An 18,848-nucleotide genomic window follows, 5' to 3' on the forward strand; every position below is an offset into this window, starting at 1 on the left:
TCAAACGACCACGATGACCGCCTCGCTGGCGGCAAGCAGATTGGCACCCTGGACAAAGTTTTCGCCGCTGCGCGTGCTCACCGTCGATAGCAACAGCAGGCCCGGGCGCGATTGCACAGTAGCCTCTTCGACGCCCATGTTCAGCGCGATAAAAAGGCGTTCATTGCCGTATCGCCGCTCGTAAGTCAGCACGTCGCCGTAAGCAACGACATTTTCGATCGTGCCGCGCACGAGCGCGGCGTTGCTGCGGCGCAAGCCCAGCAGGCGCCGATAGAGCGACAACATGCTCGACATGTCGCCATCCTGTTCGCGCACGCTCGTCGACGTCGCAATGGGCAGCCACGGCTTGCCGTCCGTAAAGCCCGCATTCGGCAGCGAACCATCCCATTGCATAGGCGTGCGCTCGGGATCACGCCCCTGGCAAATGCCCGGTTGACGGAGTTCCGCCGGGTCCTGAACCTCGTCCGGCGCGATATCGCCATCAGTCATGCCGATTTCATCGCCGTAGTAAAGCGTCGGCGTCCCTCGGAGCGTCAGCAGAAGAACAGCGGCCACACGCGCCTGCGCCGCGCCGACGCGCGACGCAACGCGCGGATTGTCGTGGTTTCCCAGCACCCAGTTCGGCCACGCGTATTCGGGCAACGCAATGTCGTAATCCCGGATCATGCCGGCGATTTCGTTCGCGTTCCATCTCGCGTTGAGCAACTGGAAATTGAACGGCATGTGCGCGCCTTCGCCGTTCACGCCGTAATACTTCACCAGTTGCGGGACAGTCAGGTAGATTTCGCCGATCAGCACGCGCTCGCCATACTCGTCCAGGGTGGCTCGCATCGAGCGGACGATTTCATGCACTTCCGGCTGATCCTCGGTGTAACTTTGCAATAGCCGATGATGGTCCGGCTCGCCGGGCCGATAGGCGGGATTCGGCGGATTGTCGCGAAACTGCGCGTCCTTGATTAGCAGCCAGACCACGTCTACGCGAAAGCCGTCCACGCCGAGATCGAGCCAGAAGCGCAGCACGTGATCCATCGCGCGGCGTAGCTGGGGGCTTCTCCAGTTCAGGTCAGGCTGCTCCCGCAGAAACGCGTGATAGTAATACTGCCCCGTCACCTCGTCCCACTCCCACGCCGAGCCGCCCATGCGGCTCAGCCAGTTATTCGGCGGCCCGCCATCGGGCGCGGGATCGCGCCACAGATACCAGTCCCGTTTCGGATTGTCCCGTGACGAGCGGCTTTGCTCGAACCACGGATGCCGGTTCGACGAATGATTGGGCACGAAATCGAGCAGTACCTTGAGCCTGAGCCGATGTGCGTGGCCCATCAATTGCTTGAACTCATCCAGAGTGCCGAATATCGGATCGATGTTGCAATAGTCCGCAACGTCGTAGCCAAAGTCGGCCATGGGCGACGGGCAGATCGGCGAGATCCACACCGCATCGGCGCCGAGCGCCGCGACATATTCAAGGCGCGTGCCGATGCCGCGCAGATCGCCGATGCCATCGCCGTTACTGTCCTGAAACGAACGCGGATAGATCTGATAGATCACGCCGCGTTGCCACCACGCCAGCTCCGACATTGCAATTCCTCTTCACGATCGATTGTTTTGGCGCCACGCGCGGACCCTATGCTCAATGACCTCTGGTACAAGAACGCGATCATTTATTGCCTGTCGGTAGGCACCTTCATGGACGCGAATGGCGACGGCGTCGGCGACTTCCAGGGTCTGATGCGCAGGCTCGATTACCTGCAAGGGCTTGGCATGACGACGATCTGGCTGATGCCGTTCCACCCGTCGCCCGGGCGCGATAACGGTTACGACGTTTGCGACTATTACAACGTCGATCCGAAGTACGGCACGCTCGGGGATTTTGCCGAATTCACGCACGCGTGCGCCGAGCGGGGCTTGCGCGTCATCATCGACCTCGTGGTCAATCATACGTCCGACCAGCACCCCTGGTTCCAGCAAGCACGCAGCGATCCCACTTCGAAATATCGCGACTGGTATGTCTGGTCGGACGACAAGCCCGCCGATGCGCAACGCGGCGTGGCGTTTCCGGGCGTGCAGAAGTCGACCTGGAGTTTCGACAAGCGGGCGAGACGCTGGTACTTCCATCGCTTCTACGATTTCCAACCGGACCTGAATACGTCCAACCCGCAGGTGCAGGCGGAACTGCTGAAGATCATGGGCTTCTGGATCCAGCTTGGGGTTTCCGGATTCCGCATGGACGCGGTGCCCTTCGTCATCGCGACGAAGGGACCGAAGGTGCGCCGACCGGTCGAGCAATATGACATGTTGCGAACCTTTCGCGAGTTTCTGCAGTGGCGCGAGGGCGACGCGATCATTCTGGCCGAAGCCAATGTGCCGCCCAAAACGGATCTTCAGTACTTCGGCGACGAGGGCGAGCGCTTGCCGATGATGTTTAACTTCCGGCTCAACCAGAACACCTTTTACACGCTCGCGACGGGCGACACGAAGCCGCTGAAGGACGCGCTCCTTGCGACCAGACCACGGCCGCCGAGTGCGCAATGGGGGGTGTTTCTGCGCAATCACGACGAACTCGATCTGGGCCGCCTGACGCCCGAACAGCGCGCGGCAGTGTTCGCCGCGTTCGCCCCCGACCCCGACATGCAGCTGTATGGGCGCGGCATCCGCCGCAGACTTGCGCCGATGCTGTCGGGCGACAGACGCCGTCTCGAACTTGCCTATAGCCTGATGCTGAGTTTGCCGGGTACGCCCGTGTTCCGGTACGGCGATGAGATCGGCATGGGCGACGACCTGCGCCGGCCCGAGCGCCAGTGTGCGCGCACGCCGATGCAATGGTCGTCCGAGTCGCAAGGCGGCTTCACCAGCCATTCAAACCCGCCGGTTCCTGCGATAGCCGGCGGTGCTTATGGCTTTGAGCGGGTCAATGTGGCGAAGCAGCGGCGCGATCCCGATTCGTTTCTCAACTGGACCGAGCGGATGATTCGCATGCGCCGGGAAGTGCCGGAAATCAGCTGGGGGGACTTCGAAGTGCTGCGCACCTCGCGAAACGATGTCCTCGCACTCGCCTATCACTGGCGTAACAATTCCGTGCTGTTTCTGCATAACTTCCGCGCCGAAGTGGGTACCGTCGAATTCCGCCTGAACTCCAACGAACCGGGTAGAGAGCCGTTGATCAATCTTCTGTCCGACGACCACAGCGAGGCTGACGATGACGGTTGCCACTCGGTCGTGCTCGAGCCGTTCGGATACCGATGGTATCGGCTGGGCGGCCTCGACTATCTGCTCAGGCGGACCGAGGCGTAGCAACGCTACGCACGGCAGTCGACGGTTAAACTGTTGCGATCGGGCGCTTCACCTGCTCGACTCATCGGATACGCAATCGGAAAGGGACGTCATGGCAAAAGATCAAATAGTCTGGGGAATTTTGGGCGCCGCAAAAATCAACGACAAGGTGGTCGTGCCAATGCACAATGCGCCGAAGTGTCGAGTAAAAGGCATCGCGTCACGCTCTACGGAGAAGGCGCGGGAAGCTGCGGCCAAATATGGTCTGGCTGTCGCATACGATAGTTACGAGGCGCTTCTCGCGGACCCGGAAATCGAAGCGGTCTATATTCCACTGCCCAATCATCTGCACGTGGAATGGACGATCAGATCCGTTGAGGCGGGCAAGCACGTGCTATGTGAAAAACCGATCAGTCTGAACGCTCAACAGGTTGAACGACTGATCGCCGCGCGCAACAAGAGCGGACGATACATCCAGGAAGCCTTCATGGTCCGCACGCATCCGCAATGGCTGAAGGTGCGCTCCTTGATCGACGAAGGTTCGATTGGCGAATTGCGGGCAGTGACCGGTGGTTTCACCTATCACAACACGAACGAACACAATATCCGCAACCAGAGCGAGCTAGGCGGTGGCGGTCTGCTCGATATTGGCTGTTATCCGATCACAACGTCGCGCTTCGCTATCGGACGTGAACCACGGCGCGTCGTTGCGCTGGTGGAGCAGGACCCTGCATTCAAAGTGGACCGGCTCGGCTCCGTGTTGATGGACTTCGATGGCGTGCAGGCGAGTTTCTTTTACTCGACTCAGACCTATCCCTACCAGCGGATGCAATTTCACGGTACCAAGGGGCGGATCGAAGTGGAGATTCCATTCAATGCACCAAACGATAAACCGACGCGCCTGTTACTGAGTGAAAACGCGAGCAATGGTGTCGCGACCGATCGCTGGCTGGAGCTTCCGGTATGCGATCAATATGGCGTTGCAGCCACCACCTTCGCGCAGGCGATCTTGAGTGGAGGCCCGCAGGCTATTCCGCTAGAAGATGCGCGCGCGAATATGCGAGTGATCGATGCCGTGTTCCGCTCGGCCCGATCGGACGCGTGGGAAACGATCACCGAAGGTTGAAGTGAAACGCGGGCGCAAGTCGTCACTCTCGCGCCCTTCACTCATCCGCCAAAAAATTCGGATGACTCGTCCTGATCTGATCGATCTGATTCAGCGTCCCCGACAGATGCTTGCGTAGCGCCGCCTGCGCGGCTTCGACATCGCCGTTGTCGATCGCATCGATGATCTCGGTGTGATCGCGCACCACCGCCATCGTCTTGCCCTCTACCGGCAGATGCAGGCGCCGCAGCCGGTCGATATGGCCGCTCAGCCTACGCACCAGATCCCAGAGCTGGGGCACGCCCGCCGCCTCGTACATCTGTCGATGAAACGCCTGATCGAGCAGCGAGAACTGCTCGTAGTTCTTCAGGTCGAGCAATTCCGTTTGCCGCGCGATGGTCGCGCGCAGTTCGGCGATCAGCGCGGGGTCGCGCTGCTCCGCGAGCGTGCGCACCACTTCAAGTTCGATCGAGCGACGCAGGAAGTGCGCCTGTAGCGCGGACGTCACGTTGATCTGGCTAACGACCGTCGCGTGCTGCGGATAGATGTCGACGAGACCTTCTTCCCCGAGCTTCATCAGCGCGTCGCGCACCGGCGTCTGGCTCAGCCCGTAGCGGCTCGCCAGCTCGGTGCGCGAGAGCACCGTGCCCGGTGTCAGTTCGAGCGAAAGGATCATTTCGCGCAGTCGTTCGAATACTTGCGGCGCGGCGTGGCGGGAGCGGTCGAGCCGGCTCACCGCCCGCGAGGTAGCGTGGTTTTTCATGGCAGAAATTGAAGCATGGAAGCAGGCGGGGACCGCCATGGCGGTCCGTTGATGCACTAGCACTATAGCCGACGACCGCCCCTTCCAGCGGGCCGGCGAGCCAGGTTCCCCAAAAAGTGCAGCTTGGTATTTACCCCACTAACGCACTAATATATTAGTGCTTTACCATCCGCTTCATCAAATTCTCTTGTTCCCTTGCCGATTGCCATCATGACTCGCGATATCACCATCACGCAGCTGCGCATTACTCCGATCGCCTTCCGCGACGGCCCGCTGCTCAATGCCGCCGGGATCCACGAACCTTGGGCGCTGCGCGCCATCGTCGAACTGGAGACGAGCGATGGCCGCGTCGGCCTCTCCGAGACTTATGGCGACGAACCGATGCTGCGCGTGCTGGAGCAGGCGAAGTCGCTGGTGATCGGCCTGTCGCCGTTCGACCTCAATCGCATGGAAGAGCGCGTGCGGGCCGCGATCAAGGCGAGCCTGGGCGCGGTCGAATTCGAACTCGCGCCCGGCTCGCACTCGGCAAAGAACGCGCCGAAAGTGATCAGCACGCTCGAAGTCGCGATGCTCGACCTGCAAGGGCAGATCGTCGGCGCGCCGATCGTCGATCTGCTCGGCGGCAAAGTGCGCGACGCGGTGCCCTACAGCGCCTATCTGTTCTTCAAATACGCCGAGCACATCGACAAGCCCTATGCGCCCGATGCCTGGGGCGAAGGGCTGAGCCCCGCGCAGATCGTCGCGCAGGCGCGTCGGATGATCCAGCTGTATGGCTTCCAGAGCATCAAGCTGAAGGGCGGCGTATTCGACCCGGTACACGAAATCGCGTGCATGCGCGCGCTGCATCAGGCGTTCCCCGGCGTGCCGCTGCGCCTCGACCCGAACGCCAACTGGACGCTCGAAACGAGCATCGCGGCCGCCCCTGAACTCGATGAGCTGCTCGAATACTACGAAGATCCGTGCCCGGGTCTTGAAGGAATGGCTGAACTCGCCAGGCACACGCGTCTGCCGCTAGCGACCAACATGGTCATCACGACGATGGAAGATTTCCGTCGCGGCGCCGAGCTGGGTTCGGTCAAGGTGTTACTGTCGGATCATCACTACTGGGGCGGCCTGCGCGCGACGCAGACGCTCGCGCGCATGTGCAAGCTGTGGGATCTCGGCATGTCGATGCACTCGAACTCGCACCTCGGCATTAGCCTGATGGCGATGACGCACGTCGCGGCAAGCATCCCCAACCTGACCTATGCGTGCGACACGCATTACCCGTGGCAGCAGGAAGAAGTCATCAAGGGCGGCCGCGTGAAGTTCGACAACGGCTCGGTGCGCGTGCCCACCATGCCGGGCCTAGGCGTCGAGCTCGATCGCGAGCGGCTCGCCGAACTGCATGCACAGTATCTGTCGTGCGGCGTGCGCAATCGCGATGACCTGACACAGATGCGCAAGTACGAGCCGGGCTTCAGCGGCAAGAATCCGCGCTTTTGATCCTCTCTTTCAATCCTCGCTTTTAATCCGCGCCGACGAGCCCTGCGACGCGCCACGCGCGTCGCCATCGAAGGAGACAACCCCATGAGTCATCCCACCGCCGACACGGCGCGGCCCGAGCACGCCAGCGTACTCGCGAGCGCAGTGCGCAAGATCAAGTGGCGCGTGCTGCCGCTGTTCGTCGTGATGTTCATCGTCAACTACATCGACCGCGTGAACATTGGCTTCGTGCGCCAGCATCTGAGCGCCGATCTGGGCATCGGCGCGGCCGCGTACGGGCTCGGCGCGGGGCTCTTCTTCGTCAGCTATGCGATCTTCGAAGTGCCGTCGAACATCCTGCTGCAGCGCTTCGGCGCGAAGTTGTGGCTCGCGCGCATCATGCTCACGTGGGGGCTGGCCGCGGCCGGCATGGCGTTCGTGCGCGGCGAGACGTCGTTCTACGTCATGCGGCTGCTGCTCGGCGCGGCCGAAGCGGGATTCTTTCCCGGCGTCATCTACTACTTCACGCAATGGCTGCCGAGCAGCGAGCGCGGCAAGGCGATGGCGATCTTCCTGAGCGGCTCGGCGCTCGCGTCGGTGCTGTCCGGGCCGATCTCCGGCGGGCTGATGCTGATCGAAGGCGCGGGGCTGCGCGGCTGGCAGTGGATGTTCGTGATAGAAGGCATGTTCTCGGTCGTGCTGGCGGGCTTCGTCTTGCTGTGGCTCGACTCGAAGCCGCGCGACGCCGGCTGGCTCACCCGCGCCGAGCAGGACGCGGTGCTCGATGCGCTCGACGCAGAGCAACGCCAGCGCACCGCGGCACATCCGGTCAGGCCATCGCTGGGCGCGCTGCTGCGCGATCCGCAAATCCTGATCTTTTGCCTGATCTACTTCGCGGTGTCGCTGACCATCTACGGCGCGACCTTCTGGCTGCCCAGCATCATCCGCAAGATGGGCCATTTCAACGATTTGCAGGTCGGCCTGTTCAACTCGATTCCGTGGCTGATCTCGATCGTGGCGATGTATCTGTTCGCGATGCTCGCAGCGCGCTTCAAGTTCCAGCAAGCGTGGGTCGCGTGCGTGCTGCTGATCGCCGCGCTCGGCATGTATGCGGCCGGCCAGGGCGGCCCAGTGTTCTCGTTCATCGCGATCTGCTTTGCGGCGATCGGCTTCAAGGCGGCCTCGGCGCTGTTCTGGCCGATTCCGCAGGGATACCTCGATGCGCGCATTTCCGCGGCCGTGCTGGCGCTGATCAACTCGATCGGCAACCTCGGCGGCTTCGTCGCGCCGGCGACTTTCGGCTTGCTCGAACAGAAGACCGGCTCGATCGAGGGCGGCCTCACTGGACTCGCGGTGATGTCGGTGGTGGCCGCCGGGGTCGTGTTCCTCACCCGCATGAGCCGGCGCGAAGGATTGCCCGCCTCCGCGCATTGACCGCATCGAACGACCATATCGCCACCATTTCAAAAAACCTTCGGGAGACACGATGAAAACGATGGAAGCTACGACGGCCGCCGCAAGTGCGGGCGTCGGACGATACCGATGGACCATCTGCGCGATGATCTTCGCCGCGACGACGATCAACTACATGGATCGCCAGATGCTCGGGCTGCTCGCGCCGCTGCTGCAAAAGGATATCGGCTGGAGCCAGGTGCAGTACGCGCAGACCGTGATGGTGTTTACGGTCGCCTATGCGGTGGGTCTCGCGATCTTCGGCCGCATCGCGGACCGCGTCAGCACGAAGAAGGTCTACGGCAGCGCAATGGCGATGTGGAGTCTCGCGGCGATGCTGCACGCGGTGGCATCGACCGTGCCTGGCTTTGCGGCCGTGCGCGGTTTGCTCGGCTTCAGCGAAGCGGCCAATTTTCCGGTTGCGATCCGCACTACGGCCACGTGGTTTCCGAAGAAGGAACGCGCATTAGCGACTGGCTTGTGGAACATGGGCGCGACGATCGGGGGCATCGTCGCACCGGCCTTCGTGCCGATCGCCGCGCTCATGTGGGGCTGGCGCGCGACGTTCATCGCGGGCGGCGCGACCGGTTTCGTCTGGCTGGCGGTGTGGCTGCTGGTTTATCGGCAGCCTTCGCAGCATCCGTCGGTGACGAAGGAAGAGCTCGACTACATCAATGCGGATCGCGAAGAAGTCGTCGAACAGAAAGTCAGCTGGTTGTCGGTGCTCAAATATCGTGAAACGTGGGCGTTCGTGTTCGGCAAGCTGCTGACCGATCCGGTGTGGTGGTTCTATCTGTTCTGGCTGCCCAAGTGGCTCAATGAATCGCGCCATATCGACATCGGCCATATGGGCCTCCCGCTGATCGCTATCTATACGATGGCGTCGGTCGGCAGCGTCGCGGGCGGGTGGCTGTCGTCGCGTTTGATGGCACGTACCAACAAGCCGAATTTTGCGCGCAAGGTCACGATGCTCATCTGTGCATTGTGCGTGGTGCCGATCGCCACCTTGTCGTATTTCCAGAGCCTGTGGTACGCGGTGTTCGCCGTGGGTCTCGCGGCAGCGGCGCACCAGGGCTGGTCGGCGAACCTCGTCACGACGGTCGGCGACGTATTTCCGAAGCGGCTGGTCGGTACGGTGGTCGGCATCGGCGGTGTGGCGGGGATGGTCGGCTCGTTCTTCTTTTCCGGTGTGATCGGCGAGACGTTGCAGCGCACCGGGCAGTATTGGGCGCTCTTCACTGTCGGCGCGTCCGCGTATCTGGTTGCGTTGGGCATCATTCATCTGCTGATGCCGCGGATGACGGCGGTGAAGTTGCGGGATTGAAGTGGCGTTGGTGGGTGAGAGGGCCGGGGGACGTGGTATGGATAGGTGGCGTTCCTCGCCTCGCAAGCACGGCCCCGCAGACGCGGGGCCGCTTCTTGTCATTCCTTGGCGTCTGGCCATTCGACCGATCGACGCGACCATGATCATCGAAACGCGTCTTGACATCCCGCCGACATTGCAGAAGAGTCTGCTGAGTCCGCGCTTCGTCCCGAACGCGATCGCCACGAGAGCCTCTATGACCATCGATCCCTCCGTCGTCGCCGCATTCACGCCCACCGGCAAGCTGCGCGCGTCGATCAATCTCGGCAATCCAATCCTCGCCAATCGTCACGCCGACTCCGGCGAGCCGTTCGGCGTATCGATCGATCTCGCGCGCGCGTTCGCCGCGAAGCTGGGCGTCGAACTGGAGCTGGTGGTCTTCGATACGGCCGGCAAATCGGTGCAGGCCGTCGGCGACGAGCGCGCGGATTTCGGCTTCTTCGCGATCGATCCGTCGCGCGGCGAGACGATTGAGTTCACGGCGCCGTACGTGTTGATCGAAGGCTTCTACCTGGTGCGCGACGACTCGCCGGTGCGCTCGAATCAGGATGTGGATCAGGCGCACAACCGAGTCGTCGTCGGCAAAGGCAGTGCATACGATCTGTTTCTGACGCGCGAGCTGAAATCCGCGCAAATCGTGCGCGCGCCGAGCTCGCCGAGCGTCGTGCCGACGTTTATCGAGCAGCATCTGGAAGTGGCGGCAGGCGTGAAGCAGCAACTCGAAGCCGATGCGAAGCAAACGCCCGGTCTGCGGCTATTGGACGAGCGCTTCATGGTGATCCGGCAGGCGATGGGTCTGCCGAAAAACCGCGGCGAAGCGGCGGCTCACGCGCTGCGATCGTTTGTCGAAGAGATGAAGGGGTCGGGTTTTGTCGCGCAATCGCTCGCGCGGCACAACATCGCGGGAGCGTCGGTTGCGCCTGCGGCGTAGCGGGCCACGCGATGCTTCGGCGCGGGCCCCACCCACCCTCCAGCGGCGCTCAAACGAGCGTCGTCTGCACATCCACATTACCGCGCAACGCCTTCGAATACGGGCAGGTCAGATGCGCTCGCTCGATCAACCCGTGCGCCACGTCACGTTCGACACCGGGAAGACTGACGATCAAACGCGCCTGAAGGAAGTAAGCGCCATCGGTGGTGCCCAGATCGATTTCCGCATCGACGCTCGTATCGGCCGGCAACGGCACATGCACCGAGCGCGCCGCCAAACCGAGCGCGCCAATGAAACACGCCGACCAGCCGGCGCCGAGCAACTGCTCGGGGTTCGTTCCGACGCCCGAGGTGCCAGGCGACGACAGCTTGATGTCGAGACGACCGTCCGAGCTGCGTGCGGCGCCTTCGCGGCCGCCGGTCGTATGGGTTTTGCCGGTGTACAGCACTTTTTCGATGCGAGTCATGGTCGACTACTCCTGTTGATCTAGTGATATTCACGTCTGCAAATCCGGGTTCGAACTTGCGGTGCACGTATTGGAACGCGCCGACGTATCTCGCATGTGTCTGGATCGACAGTTTTGGTAAGCGCGCGTATCCGCGGGCTGTGCGGATACATTGCGATACAAGGGGCAGACAGGAGCCGAGCGCAGCGCCGCGCGACCACCGACGCGCGCCGTCGCGCACATCGCTTGATTCAATGACGCCGGTCGAAATACCGCCGCAACAGATAGTTCGCGGTCGAGCCGTGCAGCAGCACCGACAGCACGATCGCATCGAGCACGGCCGGCAGCAATGGCGTCATCGCGCCGCGCGCGTATTCGAGGCCTAACATCAGGTAGTAAAACGCGCCGACACCGCGAATCCCCATCCATGCCATCAGATACCGCTGGCTGTTGTCGATGCGCGCACCCATCATCGCGACGACGACGGACAGTGGCCGCGCGACGAAAAACAGAAACACCGCGGGTAACACGGCGCGCAGCTCGAGCATCGCGCGCCAATGCGCGGACACGACGCAACCGATGATCAGCATCAGCGACAACTCCGCGAGCCGCTCCATTTCACGCGTGAAGCCCATCATCGATTCGGCGAGGACCGCGTGCGCCTTTTCGGGGTCCTTGGCGACATCGGCCTGTTCGCCGTGCTGCACCTCGTCGAGCACTTCCGACGGGTTCTTGTCGCCCGTCGCGCGCAATTCCTCGTGACGTACGGCGACGCCCGCCACGAACACCGCGACGAACGCATACGCGTGCAGCCACAGCGCCGCACCGTATGAGGTCGACATCAGGCCTAGCGCGAGAAACCCATCGAGACCGATCGCTTCGCCGTACCGGGTGCGCAGAAGGAAGATGACCCGTGCGAACACGATCGCGAATACGCAGCCGATCACAAGCGCACTGACGATGCCCCACACCACTGAGCCGACGAAATGCACGCCGCTGCCGGAGCCGAACAGTCTCGCACCGGCGAGCGTCAGACCCAGCACCGCGAACGGATAGGCGGCGCCATCGTTGAGACCGCCCTCGCCCGACAACGCGAAGCGCACGGGTTCGTCGTCGCCGGCTTGCGTCACGCGCAGCTCGTTGGCGAGCACCGGGTCGGTCGGCGCGAGCGCGGCCGCGAGGAACAACGCGGCGCCGTCGGCCCGTCCTGTCAGCAGCGCGGTGAAGCCGAACATCAACGCGATAGTGACGAGCATCGCGGGGCCGCCGAGCCGCAGCGGCAACAACCAAAGCGGATTGCGCAACCGCACGCGCAGATGCATGCCGATCGAAAACAGCGACACGACGAGCGCGACTTCGGCCAACGTCGCGAGCAGCGCGGCATTGCCAAGCAGATCCACGCCGACGAGCCCGGACACGGCCGGCCCGATCAGCAAGCCGACCAGCAGATAGATGATCGCGCCGGTCAGCGGCAAGCGGCGGATCGGCCCGCGCGCCACCGCCATGAACGTGAGGAGCGCGCCGATCAGCAGGAACCAGACCGGTTCGTCATTCATCGCGCGTTCCTCGCCGCAAGCAGCGCGGCCGAGCGCCCTCACACGCCAAAGGGGAAAGTCTCCGCCACGCTGTCCTTCTGGTCGGCGCAAACGGGCAGCGCGCTCACCGCGCTCGTGCGATCGAACCACACGTACGCATCGAACTGCTCGGCCAGCGACGCTTCCGCGTAGTGGCTATACCGCTCGGTTTCCGGACGATAGATGACGCCGATGAAGCGCTCCAGCAGCGGCGCGCGCAGCCGTTCGCGCAGCGCGTCGTGCACCCCGGGCCGCAGATCGAGCAGGAAGCGCACGAGGCCCGTGCCATGCGTGCTGAATTCGACGCTGCCCTCGAGCGACGGCAGCACGGTCTTCACCTCCATCGGCCCACCCCAGTCGCTGGCCGCGGCGACCGTCCCGCTGTGCGTGCCGAAACCGATCAGCGCCGCCGCGTCGCCGAACTGCGCGCGACACAGCTGGCCGAGATTGATCTCGTCCTGCACGCGGCCCATCTGCGTGGCGCTCGCGTCGCCGATGTGCGAGTTGTGCGCCCAGACGACCAGACGAGCTTGCGGCCCGCCGCTGTCGAGCGCATGACGCAGCGTGTCGAACATGTGCGTGTCGCGCAGATTCCAGCTTTGCGGCCCGCCGTAATACATCGCGCGATAGTACTGCTCGGCGACTGCGACGAGCCGCGCGTTCTGCGCCGCGTCCAGGAAGCGCTCGCCGTCTTCCCGCGCGTAGTCGAGCCGGCTTTTCAGCAGGTCGCCGAGCTGCGCGACCACCTGCTTTTCGCACTGCGCGTAGCCGCCGCTCAACGCGGCGCGTCCATACACGGCCGGGTCTTTCTGCCACGGACTGAGGCAGCCATAGCGTTCGCGAGCGATGCGCGCCGCGACCGGATCGACGCTGTCGAGGTAGCGCAGCACCGCGTCGATCGATTCGGACAGGCTGTAGATGTCGAGCCCATAGAAGCGCGTTTCGCTGTCGCGGTGCGCGGCATTGTGCGAGCGCAGCCACGCGACGAAGGCCATGAAGTCGGTGTTGCGCCACATCCAGGTCGGAAAGCGGCGAAACGGTCGAGACCGCTCGGCGGGCATCGGTCGATCGCGCACATGCCGGTCGATGATCGCCGCGTCGGGCCAGTCGGCCTCGACCGCGACCGTCGAAAAGCCGTGCCGCTCGACCAGGCGTCGGGTGATCGCCGCACGCGCGCGATAGAACTCCGACGTGCCGTGACTGGCTTCGCCGAGCAGCACGACGCGCCGCCCGGCGAAGCGGTCGACAAACGTCGCGAATTCCGGGGAATCGATGTCCGGCAACGGTTCGGCCGCGTCGCGAATCGCGATTTCGAGTGCGGCCAGCTTCGGTGCGGCCGGCTTAGGCGCGGCCGGCGTCGGCGCGGGTCGCGACTGCGCGTGCGGCGCGCCGCCTGGCTCCGGCCAACCATCGTCGCCGACGAGCGGCACGAAGCGCACTTCGGCGAACGCATGTTCGTCATAGTCGTGTTCGCCGCGCCGCACGATCTTCACGAGCCGCTGGCGGCTCAGACTGCTGCCGACCGGCATCACCAGCCGTCCGCCGAGCGCGAGCTGCGCGCGCAGCGCCTGCGGCACATGCGGGCCGCCTGCCGCCGCGATGATCGCGTTATAGGGCGCATGCGCGGCAAGACCCGCGGTGCCGTCGCCGACATGCACCTCGACGTTCTCGTAGCCGAGCCGCTGCAAGCGCTCGCGCGCGCTCTCGGCGAGGCTCGCGTCGCGCTCGATCGAATCCACCCGGCCCGCGATCTCCGCGGCGAGCGCGGCCGCATAGCCGGAGCCCGTGCCGATGTCGAGCACGCGATCGCCGGGCTGCAATTCGGCGGCCGCGAGCATCTTCGCGACGATGTATGGCTGCGAGATCGACTGCTCGCCGCCAATCGGCAGCGGCGTATCGTCATACGCGAATTCGCGCAGCTCGGCCGGCACGAATGCCTCGCGCGGCACGCGCCGCATCGCCGCGATCACGTAATCGTCGCGCACGCCGCGTTGCACGATCTGTCGCTCGACCATCCATGTGCGCGCTTCGTCGAAATCGTCCATCGCCGCCTCCTCGCGAACGCGCGGCGGTTCGCGCACCCCCCATTGCGACGGGACCCGCGCGAGTTCGCTGCTCTTCCACGTATCAGCAATGAGCATACCGCCGGCAGCAACTCGTGGCGATGCGCGAATGCGGACCGATACTTGCTGCCTGTGACGCGAAAGCGTTGGCACGAACGAAACGCCGGTCCGAATCCGTCGCACGACAAGGGCGAAAACATGAACATTCCGATGCAGGTCGTGTCGTTCCTCAGTTCGCGAGGTCTGAAGCTCGCGACCGCCGAATCGTGCACCGGCGGCCAGATCGCGTCGTATCTGGCGAGTGTGCCGGGCAGCGGCGCGTGTCTCGACGTCGGCTTCGTCAGCTACTCGCCGTCGGGCAAGGCCGGCTTTCTCGGCGTGCGGCAAACCACGATGGAGCAATCCGGGCTCACCAGCGAAGCGGTCGCGCGCGAAATGGCCGAAGGTACGTTGTGCCAGCAAGGCTGCTGCGCGGACATCGCGGTATCGAACACGGGGCTCGCCGACGGCGGCGCCCATGGCGGCTCCGATGACGGTCCGCCCCCAGGCACGCAATGCTTCGCGTGGTCGTTCCGGCGGCGCGGCGGCGAGTTCCTGACGTTCGCGGACACGCGGCGCTTTTCGGGCGACCGCAACGACGTGCGTTCGGCAGCCGCGCTGTATGCGCTATCGCGCATCGAGCACTACTTCAATCAACTCCCGCGCATCGAGCGGGACCACTCAGAGACCGCACGATGAATCTCCATACTTCCTTCGACACCAACGCCTGGCAGCAGGCGGTGATCGACGAACTCGGCGTCGCGCGCAATTTCGTCGTGGCACAAGAGCGCGAGCGGCGCGTCGCGTTCCTCGGCGACTACCTGGCCTCGCAAGGCTTGCGCACCTACGTGCTCGGTATCAGCGGCGGCGTCGATTCGACGACCGCGGGACGCCTCGCGCAGCTTGCCGTCGAGCGCCTGCGCGACGGCGGCTACGAAGCACGGTTCGTCGCGGTGCGTCTGCCGTACGGCAGCCAGCGCGACGAAGAGGACGCCGCGGCCGCGCTCGCGTTCATCCGTCCGGACGAAACGCTGACAGTCAACATCAAGGAGCCGGCCGACGCGATGCTGGCTTCGCTCAAACGCGGCAACGTACAGTACGTCGACGACTTTCAGGAAGACTTCGTGCTCGGCAATATCAAGGCGCGCCAACGCATGATCGCGCAATACGCGATTGCGGGCGCGCGCGTCGGCGTGGTGATCGGCACCGACCACGCGGCCGAATCGCTGATGGGCTTCTTCACGAAGTACGGCGACGGCGGCGCGGATATCCTGCCGCTCGCGGGTCTGACGAAGCGCCGCGTGCGCGCGCTCGGGCACGCGCTCGGCGCGCCGGAGCAACTCGTCCACAAGGTGCCGACCGCTGACCTCGAAACGCTGACGCCGCAAAAGCCGGACGAGGACAGTTACGGCATCAGCTATCAGGACATCGACGACTTCCTCGAAGGCAAGCCGGTCAGCGACGAAGTATTGACGACGATTCGCCGCTTTTACATGGCGACGCGCCACAAGCGCGCGCTGCCGGTGGCACCGACGCCATCGTCGGCGTCGGTGTGAAAGCGCGGCGCGCGCGTCATCCGGCGCGCTGGTGTTGGACTTGCTTTGACGCTTCGATGTCCTCGCCCGGCATTTCCTGCAGTTGCTGTTCGGGCGCGATGCGCGAGCCGCGGTCGCGATCCGCGGACTGATCGGTCGCCTCCTGCGGCGCGGCAGCGCCTTCCGCCTCGATCTGCCGGCGCGCTTCTTCCCAATGGTCGGCGGCCCTGCCTTCGGGCGACGGATCGTTTTGCCAGATGTGGTATGCCCGCGTGCGGATGCGGGCTTCGAGTTCCTTGTCCATACGGTTTCTCCGTGAAGGTGAGCGATGCCGCGGTACGGCGCAACGCGCGCCGTGCCCCGATGACGGCGAGCGACAGGCGAGCAAGCATTGTTCCGGCCGGCGCGTGCTGCCATTTGTGTGGTTAGATGCGCGGAGTCGCGGGCCTGACAGGCGACGGATGGCGTGTCGTCGCCGTCGCAGCCGGATCGCCGGGCGCTATGAAAACCGCGGGCTCACGCCTCGGGACAGGCAAGGTCGGCCGCGACGATCCGCGCGCCGTATTCCTCGGCGGCGAGCCGCGCTTCCTCGATGCTGTTGAACGGACCGACTTCGGGCGCGCCATCGAACGGGAACAGACGGCGGCCATCCACCTTACGGCTCACCAGCAGGTCGGCATAGAATCGCCCGTCGGCGCTGCGTCGGGCGGTGACGAAAATAGAAAAGTCGTCGCGCGAGAGGACCGCTGCCGGCGCGTATTGGATCAGTTTCAGCTTTCTCCTGGACATGTCTCTCCCTGCCTGAATCAGGCCGCCCTGTTGTGCCCTCCTGCAATCGATGTTAATGGACGTGTAATAGGGTGCGTTCGTCCGTAACCGGCGACTTATGGACATGATTGTCGCAGCGACCCTTCAAACAGATCAGCGCGACAGCCGTGCGCAATGGCCGTGCGCCATTAAGGCTCCAGCTTAACCGTGCCGGTCTTGTCCCCGACCGCGCGACTGCCCGCCTGATCCAGCTTGCCTTGCAGCGTTTGCTTGCGCGCCGCGATCTTGTTACCGAGCGCGTTGAGATCGCAGCCGGTGCGCCGCAAGGCCGGAAAGAGTTCGCCTTCCTCTTCCTCGACGTGATGCCGCACCAGTTCGGACATGACCTTGAACGTCGCGTCGAAGCCTTTGTCGCCCGGCTTCAGCGTCTCGAACTTCGCGATCAGCGTCTTCACCAGAAAATGCTCGACAAGGGCTTCATCGACATCGAGTTTGTCGTCCTCGGGCAGCGCCTGTTGCGCGGCCGGGTACAGCAACTCTTCCTCGATGACCGTGTGCATCGTCAGCTCTTCGCACGCGCGCTGCGCCAGCGCGGCTTTGGCTTCGAGCGTGTCGCGCTCGTCGCCGCGGGATTTGGCGAAGGCGTCGAACAGTTTCTCCACGGCGCGGTGATCGGCTTCGAGCAGCGCGAGCGGGTCGGGCGTGCGCGCGGCGTCGCGTGGAGCGGAGGGCTTCGTGTCGTCGGAAGCGGATTTCGTTGCGCGGTCGTTCATGGCAGTCCCTTCTATCGATCAGGCATCCCGGTTGAGCAAACCCCATACCGCGCCGCCGGTCGCGCGCCGGTACGTCGCTTGCTGCTGGTGGTCCGGCGCGGCGCGTTGCGCGCAACCCCCTTTCCTCTTTCAACGACCGATGAGAATCGCCCAGATCGCTCCGCTTTACGAAAGCGTGCCGCCGTTCGCATACGGCGCGACCGAACGCGTCGTGTCGTATCTGACCGAAGAACTGGTTGCGCGAGGCCATGACGTAACGCTCTATGCGAGCGCCGATTCGACCACCGCCGCGCGGCTGGTGCCGATCTGTCCGCGCGGTCTGTGGCGCGATGCGCAGGTATGGGACACGCAAACGCATCATCTCAGGCAGCTCGCGCGGGTGATTCGCGACGCGGACTATTTCGACGTCGTTCATTTTCACGGCGAGCCGCTGCATTTCGCGTGGGCCGAGCGCCTGCCGTGCCGCACGCTGACGACGCTGCACGGCCGTCTGCTGCCGCACGATCATGGCCCGCTGTTTCGCGAATTCGCGCGCGTGCCGGTGGTGTCGATATCCGCGAGTCAGCGCCAGCCGGTGCCGTGGGCGAACTGGCAGGGCACGGTCCATCACGGCCTGCCGCTCGACGAGTTCGCGTTTCAACCGATGGCCGGTCCCTACCTGCTCTTTCTCGGCCGCATGATGCCGGAGAAACGTCCCGATCTCGCGATCGAAATCGCCCGGCGCAGCGGCTTGCCGTTGAAGATCGCCGCGAAGGTGCATCCCGGCGAGCGCGACTATTTCCGCGAGCGCATCGATCCGCTGTTGCGCCGCTCGACCGCGTTCACCGAATACCTTGGCGAAGTCGGCGGCCTCGCACGCCGGCAATTGATCGCGAACGCACGCGCGTTGCTGCTGCCGATCGAATGGGACGAGCCGTTCGGCATGGTGATGATCGAGGCGATGGCGTGCGGCACGCCGGTGATCGCGTTTCGCCGCGGCGCGGTGCCCGAATTGCTCGAGGACGGCGTAAGCGGCCTGATCGTCGATAACGTGGATGAGGCGATACAGGCGGTTGGGCGCGTCGTGGATATCGAGCGGGGCGCATGCCGCCGCGAGTTCGAGCGCCGCTTCACGGCCGCGCGCATGACCGACGACTATCTGACGATCTACGACACGCTGCTCGCGCGCGACACCAGCGGCCAGCCGCAGGCGACGGGCAGCCAGCCCACGACTGTCGGATCGCTAGCCGGGGCTCCGCTTGCGCGGTGACGTCCGTGGCCATGCCGACGGGTCGGCATGTCACTTGCTCGGTTCTTTGATTGATAC

At 64.1% G+C, this 18,848-nt stretch carries 17 protein-coding genes; 9 read left to right on the top strand and 8 right to left on the bottom strand.

Annotated features, from left to right (window positions below; genetic code table 11):
- Positions 1-1,575, bottom strand: a complete 1,575-nt coding sequence (locus F6X42_RS12865) for an alpha-amylase family glycosyl hydrolase (protein WP_187634583.1) — start codon at positions 1,573-1,575, stop codon at positions 1-3.
- A 48-nt stretch (positions 1,576-1,623) separates the two neighbouring features.
- On the opposite strand from F6X42_RS12865, the gene F6X42_RS12870 reads away from it, so the two are divergent.
- Positions 1,624-3,288, top strand: coding sequence for an alpha-amylase family protein (locus F6X42_RS12870; RefSeq protein ID WP_187634584.1), 1,665 nt, complete (start codon positions 1,624-1,626; stop codon positions 3,286-3,288).
- 91 nt (positions 3,289-3,379) lie between these two features.
- Positions 3,380-4,393 carry a Gfo/Idh/MocA family protein gene (locus tag F6X42_RS12875; RefSeq protein ID WP_187634585.1) on the top strand — a complete coding sequence of 338 codons (1,014 nt, stop codon included), beginning with the start codon at positions 3,380-3,382 and terminating at the stop codon, positions 4,391-4,393.
- Between the two features lie 37 nt (positions 4,394-4,430).
- On the opposite strand, the gene F6X42_RS12880 is transcribed toward F6X42_RS12875, so the two are convergent.
- Positions 4,431-5,135, bottom strand: a complete 705-nt coding sequence (locus F6X42_RS12880; protein ID WP_187634586.1) for a GntR family transcriptional regulator — start codon at positions 5,133-5,135, stop codon at positions 4,431-4,433.
- 210 nt (positions 5,136-5,345) lie between these two features.
- Here F6X42_RS12880 and F6X42_RS12885 point away from each other — a divergent pair, with 210 nt between their 5' ends.
- The 4 genes from F6X42_RS12885 to F6X42_RS12900 all read left to right on the top strand — a co-directional run bounded on the left by F6X42_RS12885 (position 5,346) and on the right by F6X42_RS12900 (position 10,345).
- A complete protein-coding gene (locus F6X42_RS12885; RefSeq protein ID WP_187634587.1) occupies positions 5,346-6,620 on the top strand; it encodes a glucarate dehydratase family protein in 1,275 nt (424 codons plus the stop codon).
- Between the two features lie 84 nt (positions 6,621-6,704).
- Positions 6,705-8,033 carry an MFS transporter gene (locus tag F6X42_RS12890; RefSeq protein WP_187634588.1) on the top strand — a complete coding sequence of 443 codons (1,329 nt, stop codon included), beginning with the start codon at positions 6,705-6,707 and terminating at the stop codon, positions 8,031-8,033.
- Positions 8,034-8,085: 52 nt separating this feature from the next.
- On the top strand, positions 8,086-9,375 hold the full coding sequence (locus tag F6X42_RS12895) for an MFS transporter (protein WP_187634589.1): 1,290 nt from the start codon (positions 8,086-8,088) through the stop codon (positions 9,373-9,375).
- 235 nt (positions 9,376-9,610) lie between these two features.
- A complete protein-coding gene (locus tag F6X42_RS12900; RefSeq protein ID WP_187634724.1) occupies positions 9,611-10,345 on the top strand; it encodes an ABC transporter substrate-binding protein in 735 nt (244 codons plus the stop codon).
- A gap of 49 nt (positions 10,346-10,394) precedes the next feature.
- On the opposite strand, the gene F6X42_RS12905 is transcribed toward F6X42_RS12900, so the two are convergent.
- The 3 genes from F6X42_RS12905 to F6X42_RS12915 form a co-directional block, all read right to left on the bottom strand.
- On the bottom strand, positions 10,395-10,811 hold the full coding sequence (locus tag F6X42_RS12905) for an organic hydroperoxide resistance protein (protein WP_187634590.1): 417 nt from the start codon (positions 10,809-10,811) through the stop codon (positions 10,395-10,397).
- 230 nt (positions 10,812-11,041) lie between these two features.
- Complete coding sequence (locus F6X42_RS12910) at positions 11,042-12,346, bottom strand: cation:proton antiporter domain-containing protein (protein ID WP_187634591.1); 1,305 nt, start codon at positions 12,344-12,346, stop codon at positions 11,042-11,044.
- Positions 12,347-12,384: 38 nt separating this feature from the next.
- A complete protein-coding gene (locus F6X42_RS12915) occupies positions 12,385-14,409 on the bottom strand; it encodes a protein-L-isoaspartate(D-aspartate) O-methyltransferase (protein ID WP_187634725.1) in 2,025 nt (674 codons plus the stop codon).
- A gap of 216 nt (positions 14,410-14,625) precedes the next feature.
- On the opposite strand from F6X42_RS12915, the gene F6X42_RS12920 reads away from it, so the two are divergent.
- Together F6X42_RS12920 and nadE are read left to right on the top strand one after the other, a co-directional pair.
- Positions 14,626-15,165 (top strand): CinA family protein, encoded by a 540-nt coding sequence (locus F6X42_RS12920; protein ID WP_187634592.1) that lies wholly within the window; start codon positions 14,626-14,628, stop codon positions 15,163-15,165.
- Positions 15,162-16,022 carry an NAD(+) synthase gene (gene nadE, locus F6X42_RS12925; RefSeq protein WP_222945580.1) on the top strand — a complete coding sequence of 287 codons (861 nt, stop codon included), beginning with the start codon at positions 15,162-15,164 and terminating at the stop codon, positions 16,020-16,022. Before F6X42_RS12920 ends, nadE begins: the two co-directional genes overlap by 4 nt.
- A 16-nt stretch (positions 16,023-16,038) precedes the next feature.
- Here nadE and F6X42_RS12930 read toward each other — a convergent pair whose 3' ends face one another.
- The 3 genes from F6X42_RS12930 to F6X42_RS12940 all read right to left on the bottom strand — a co-directional run bounded on the left by F6X42_RS12930 (position 16,039) and on the right by F6X42_RS12940 (position 17,542).
- Positions 16,039-16,305, bottom strand: a complete 267-nt coding sequence (locus tag F6X42_RS12930) for a DUF2934 domain-containing protein (RefSeq protein ID WP_187634593.1) — start codon at positions 16,303-16,305, stop codon at positions 16,039-16,041.
- A gap of 212 nt (positions 16,306-16,517) precedes the next feature.
- On the bottom strand, positions 16,518-16,790 hold the full coding sequence (locus F6X42_RS12935) for a DUF6723 family protein (protein ID WP_187634594.1): 273 nt from the start codon (positions 16,788-16,790) through the stop codon (positions 16,518-16,520).
- Between the two features lie 167 nt (positions 16,791-16,957).
- Positions 16,958-17,542 (bottom strand): hemerythrin domain-containing protein, encoded by a 585-nt coding sequence (locus F6X42_RS12940; protein ID WP_187634595.1) that lies wholly within the window; start codon positions 17,540-17,542, stop codon positions 16,958-16,960.
- A gap of 139 nt (positions 17,543-17,681) precedes the next feature.
- On the opposite strand from F6X42_RS12940, the gene F6X42_RS12945 reads away from it, so the two are divergent.
- Complete coding sequence (locus tag F6X42_RS12945) at positions 17,682-18,791, top strand: glycosyltransferase family 4 protein (protein WP_187634596.1); 1,110 nt, start codon at positions 17,682-17,684, stop codon at positions 18,789-18,791.
- Positions 18,792-18,848: the final 57 nt, after the last annotated feature.

It is taken from the genome of Paraburkholderia podalyriae (genome assembly GCF_014397785.1).
Classification (GTDB): Bacteria; Pseudomonadota; Gammaproteobacteria; order Burkholderiales; family Burkholderiaceae; genus Paraburkholderia; species Paraburkholderia podalyriae.

Bases quoted from the DNA above. Each gene is read 5' to 3' on its own strand.
- F6X42_RS12865 (WP_187634583.1), bottom strand. From the start codon at position 1,575: ATGTCGGAGCTGGCGTGGTGGCAACGCGGCGTGATCTATCAGATCTAT.
- F6X42_RS12870 (WP_187634584.1), top strand. From the start codon at position 1,624: ATGCTCAATGACCTCTGGTACAAGAACGCGATCATTTATTGCCTGTCG.
- F6X42_RS12875 (WP_187634585.1), top strand. From the start codon at position 3,380: ATGGCAAAAGATCAAATAGTCTGGGGAATTTTGGGCGCCGCAAAAATC.
- F6X42_RS12880 (WP_187634586.1), bottom strand. From the start codon at position 5,135: ATGAAAAACCACGCTACCTCGCGGGCGGTGAGCCGGCTCGACCGCTCC.
- F6X42_RS12885 (WP_187634587.1), top strand. From the start codon at position 5,346: ATGACTCGCGATATCACCATCACGCAGCTGCGCATTACTCCGATCGCC.
- F6X42_RS12890 (WP_187634588.1), top strand. From the start codon at position 6,705: ATGAGTCATCCCACCGCCGACACGGCGCGGCCCGAGCACGCCAGCGTA.
- F6X42_RS12895 (WP_187634589.1), top strand. From the start codon at position 8,086: ATGAAAACGATGGAAGCTACGACGGCCGCCGCAAGTGCGGGCGTCGGA.
- F6X42_RS12900 (WP_187634724.1), top strand. From the start codon at position 9,611: ATGACCATCGATCCCTCCGTCGTCGCCGCATTCACGCCCACCGGCAAG.
- F6X42_RS12905 (WP_187634590.1), bottom strand. From the start codon at position 10,811: ATGACTCGCATCGAAAAAGTGCTGTACACCGGCAAAACCCATACGACC.
- F6X42_RS12910 (WP_187634591.1), bottom strand. From the start codon at position 12,346: ATGAATGACGAACCGGTCTGGTTCCTGCTGATCGGCGCGCTCCTCACG.
- F6X42_RS12915 (WP_187634725.1), bottom strand. From the start codon at position 14,409: ATGGACGATTTCGACGAAGCGCGCACATGGATGGTCGAGCGACAGATC.
- F6X42_RS12920 (WP_187634592.1), top strand. From the start codon at position 14,626: ATGAACATTCCGATGCAGGTCGTGTCGTTCCTCAGTTCGCGAGGTCTG.
- nadE (WP_222945580.1), top strand. From the start codon at position 15,162: ATGAATCTCCATACTTCCTTCGACACCAACGCCTGGCAGCAGGCGGTG.
- F6X42_RS12930 (WP_187634593.1), bottom strand. From the start codon at position 16,305: ATGGACAAGGAACTCGAAGCCCGCATCCGCACGCGGGCATACCACATC.
- F6X42_RS12935 (WP_187634594.1), bottom strand. From the start codon at position 16,790: ATGTCCAGGAGAAAGCTGAAACTGATCCAATACGCGCCGGCAGCGGTC.
- F6X42_RS12940 (WP_187634595.1), bottom strand. From the start codon at position 17,542: ATGAACGACCGCGCAACGAAATCCGCTTCCGACGACACGAAGCCCTCC.
- F6X42_RS12945 (WP_187634596.1), top strand. From the start codon at position 17,682: ATGAGAATCGCCCAGATCGCTCCGCTTTACGAAAGCGTGCCGCCGTTC.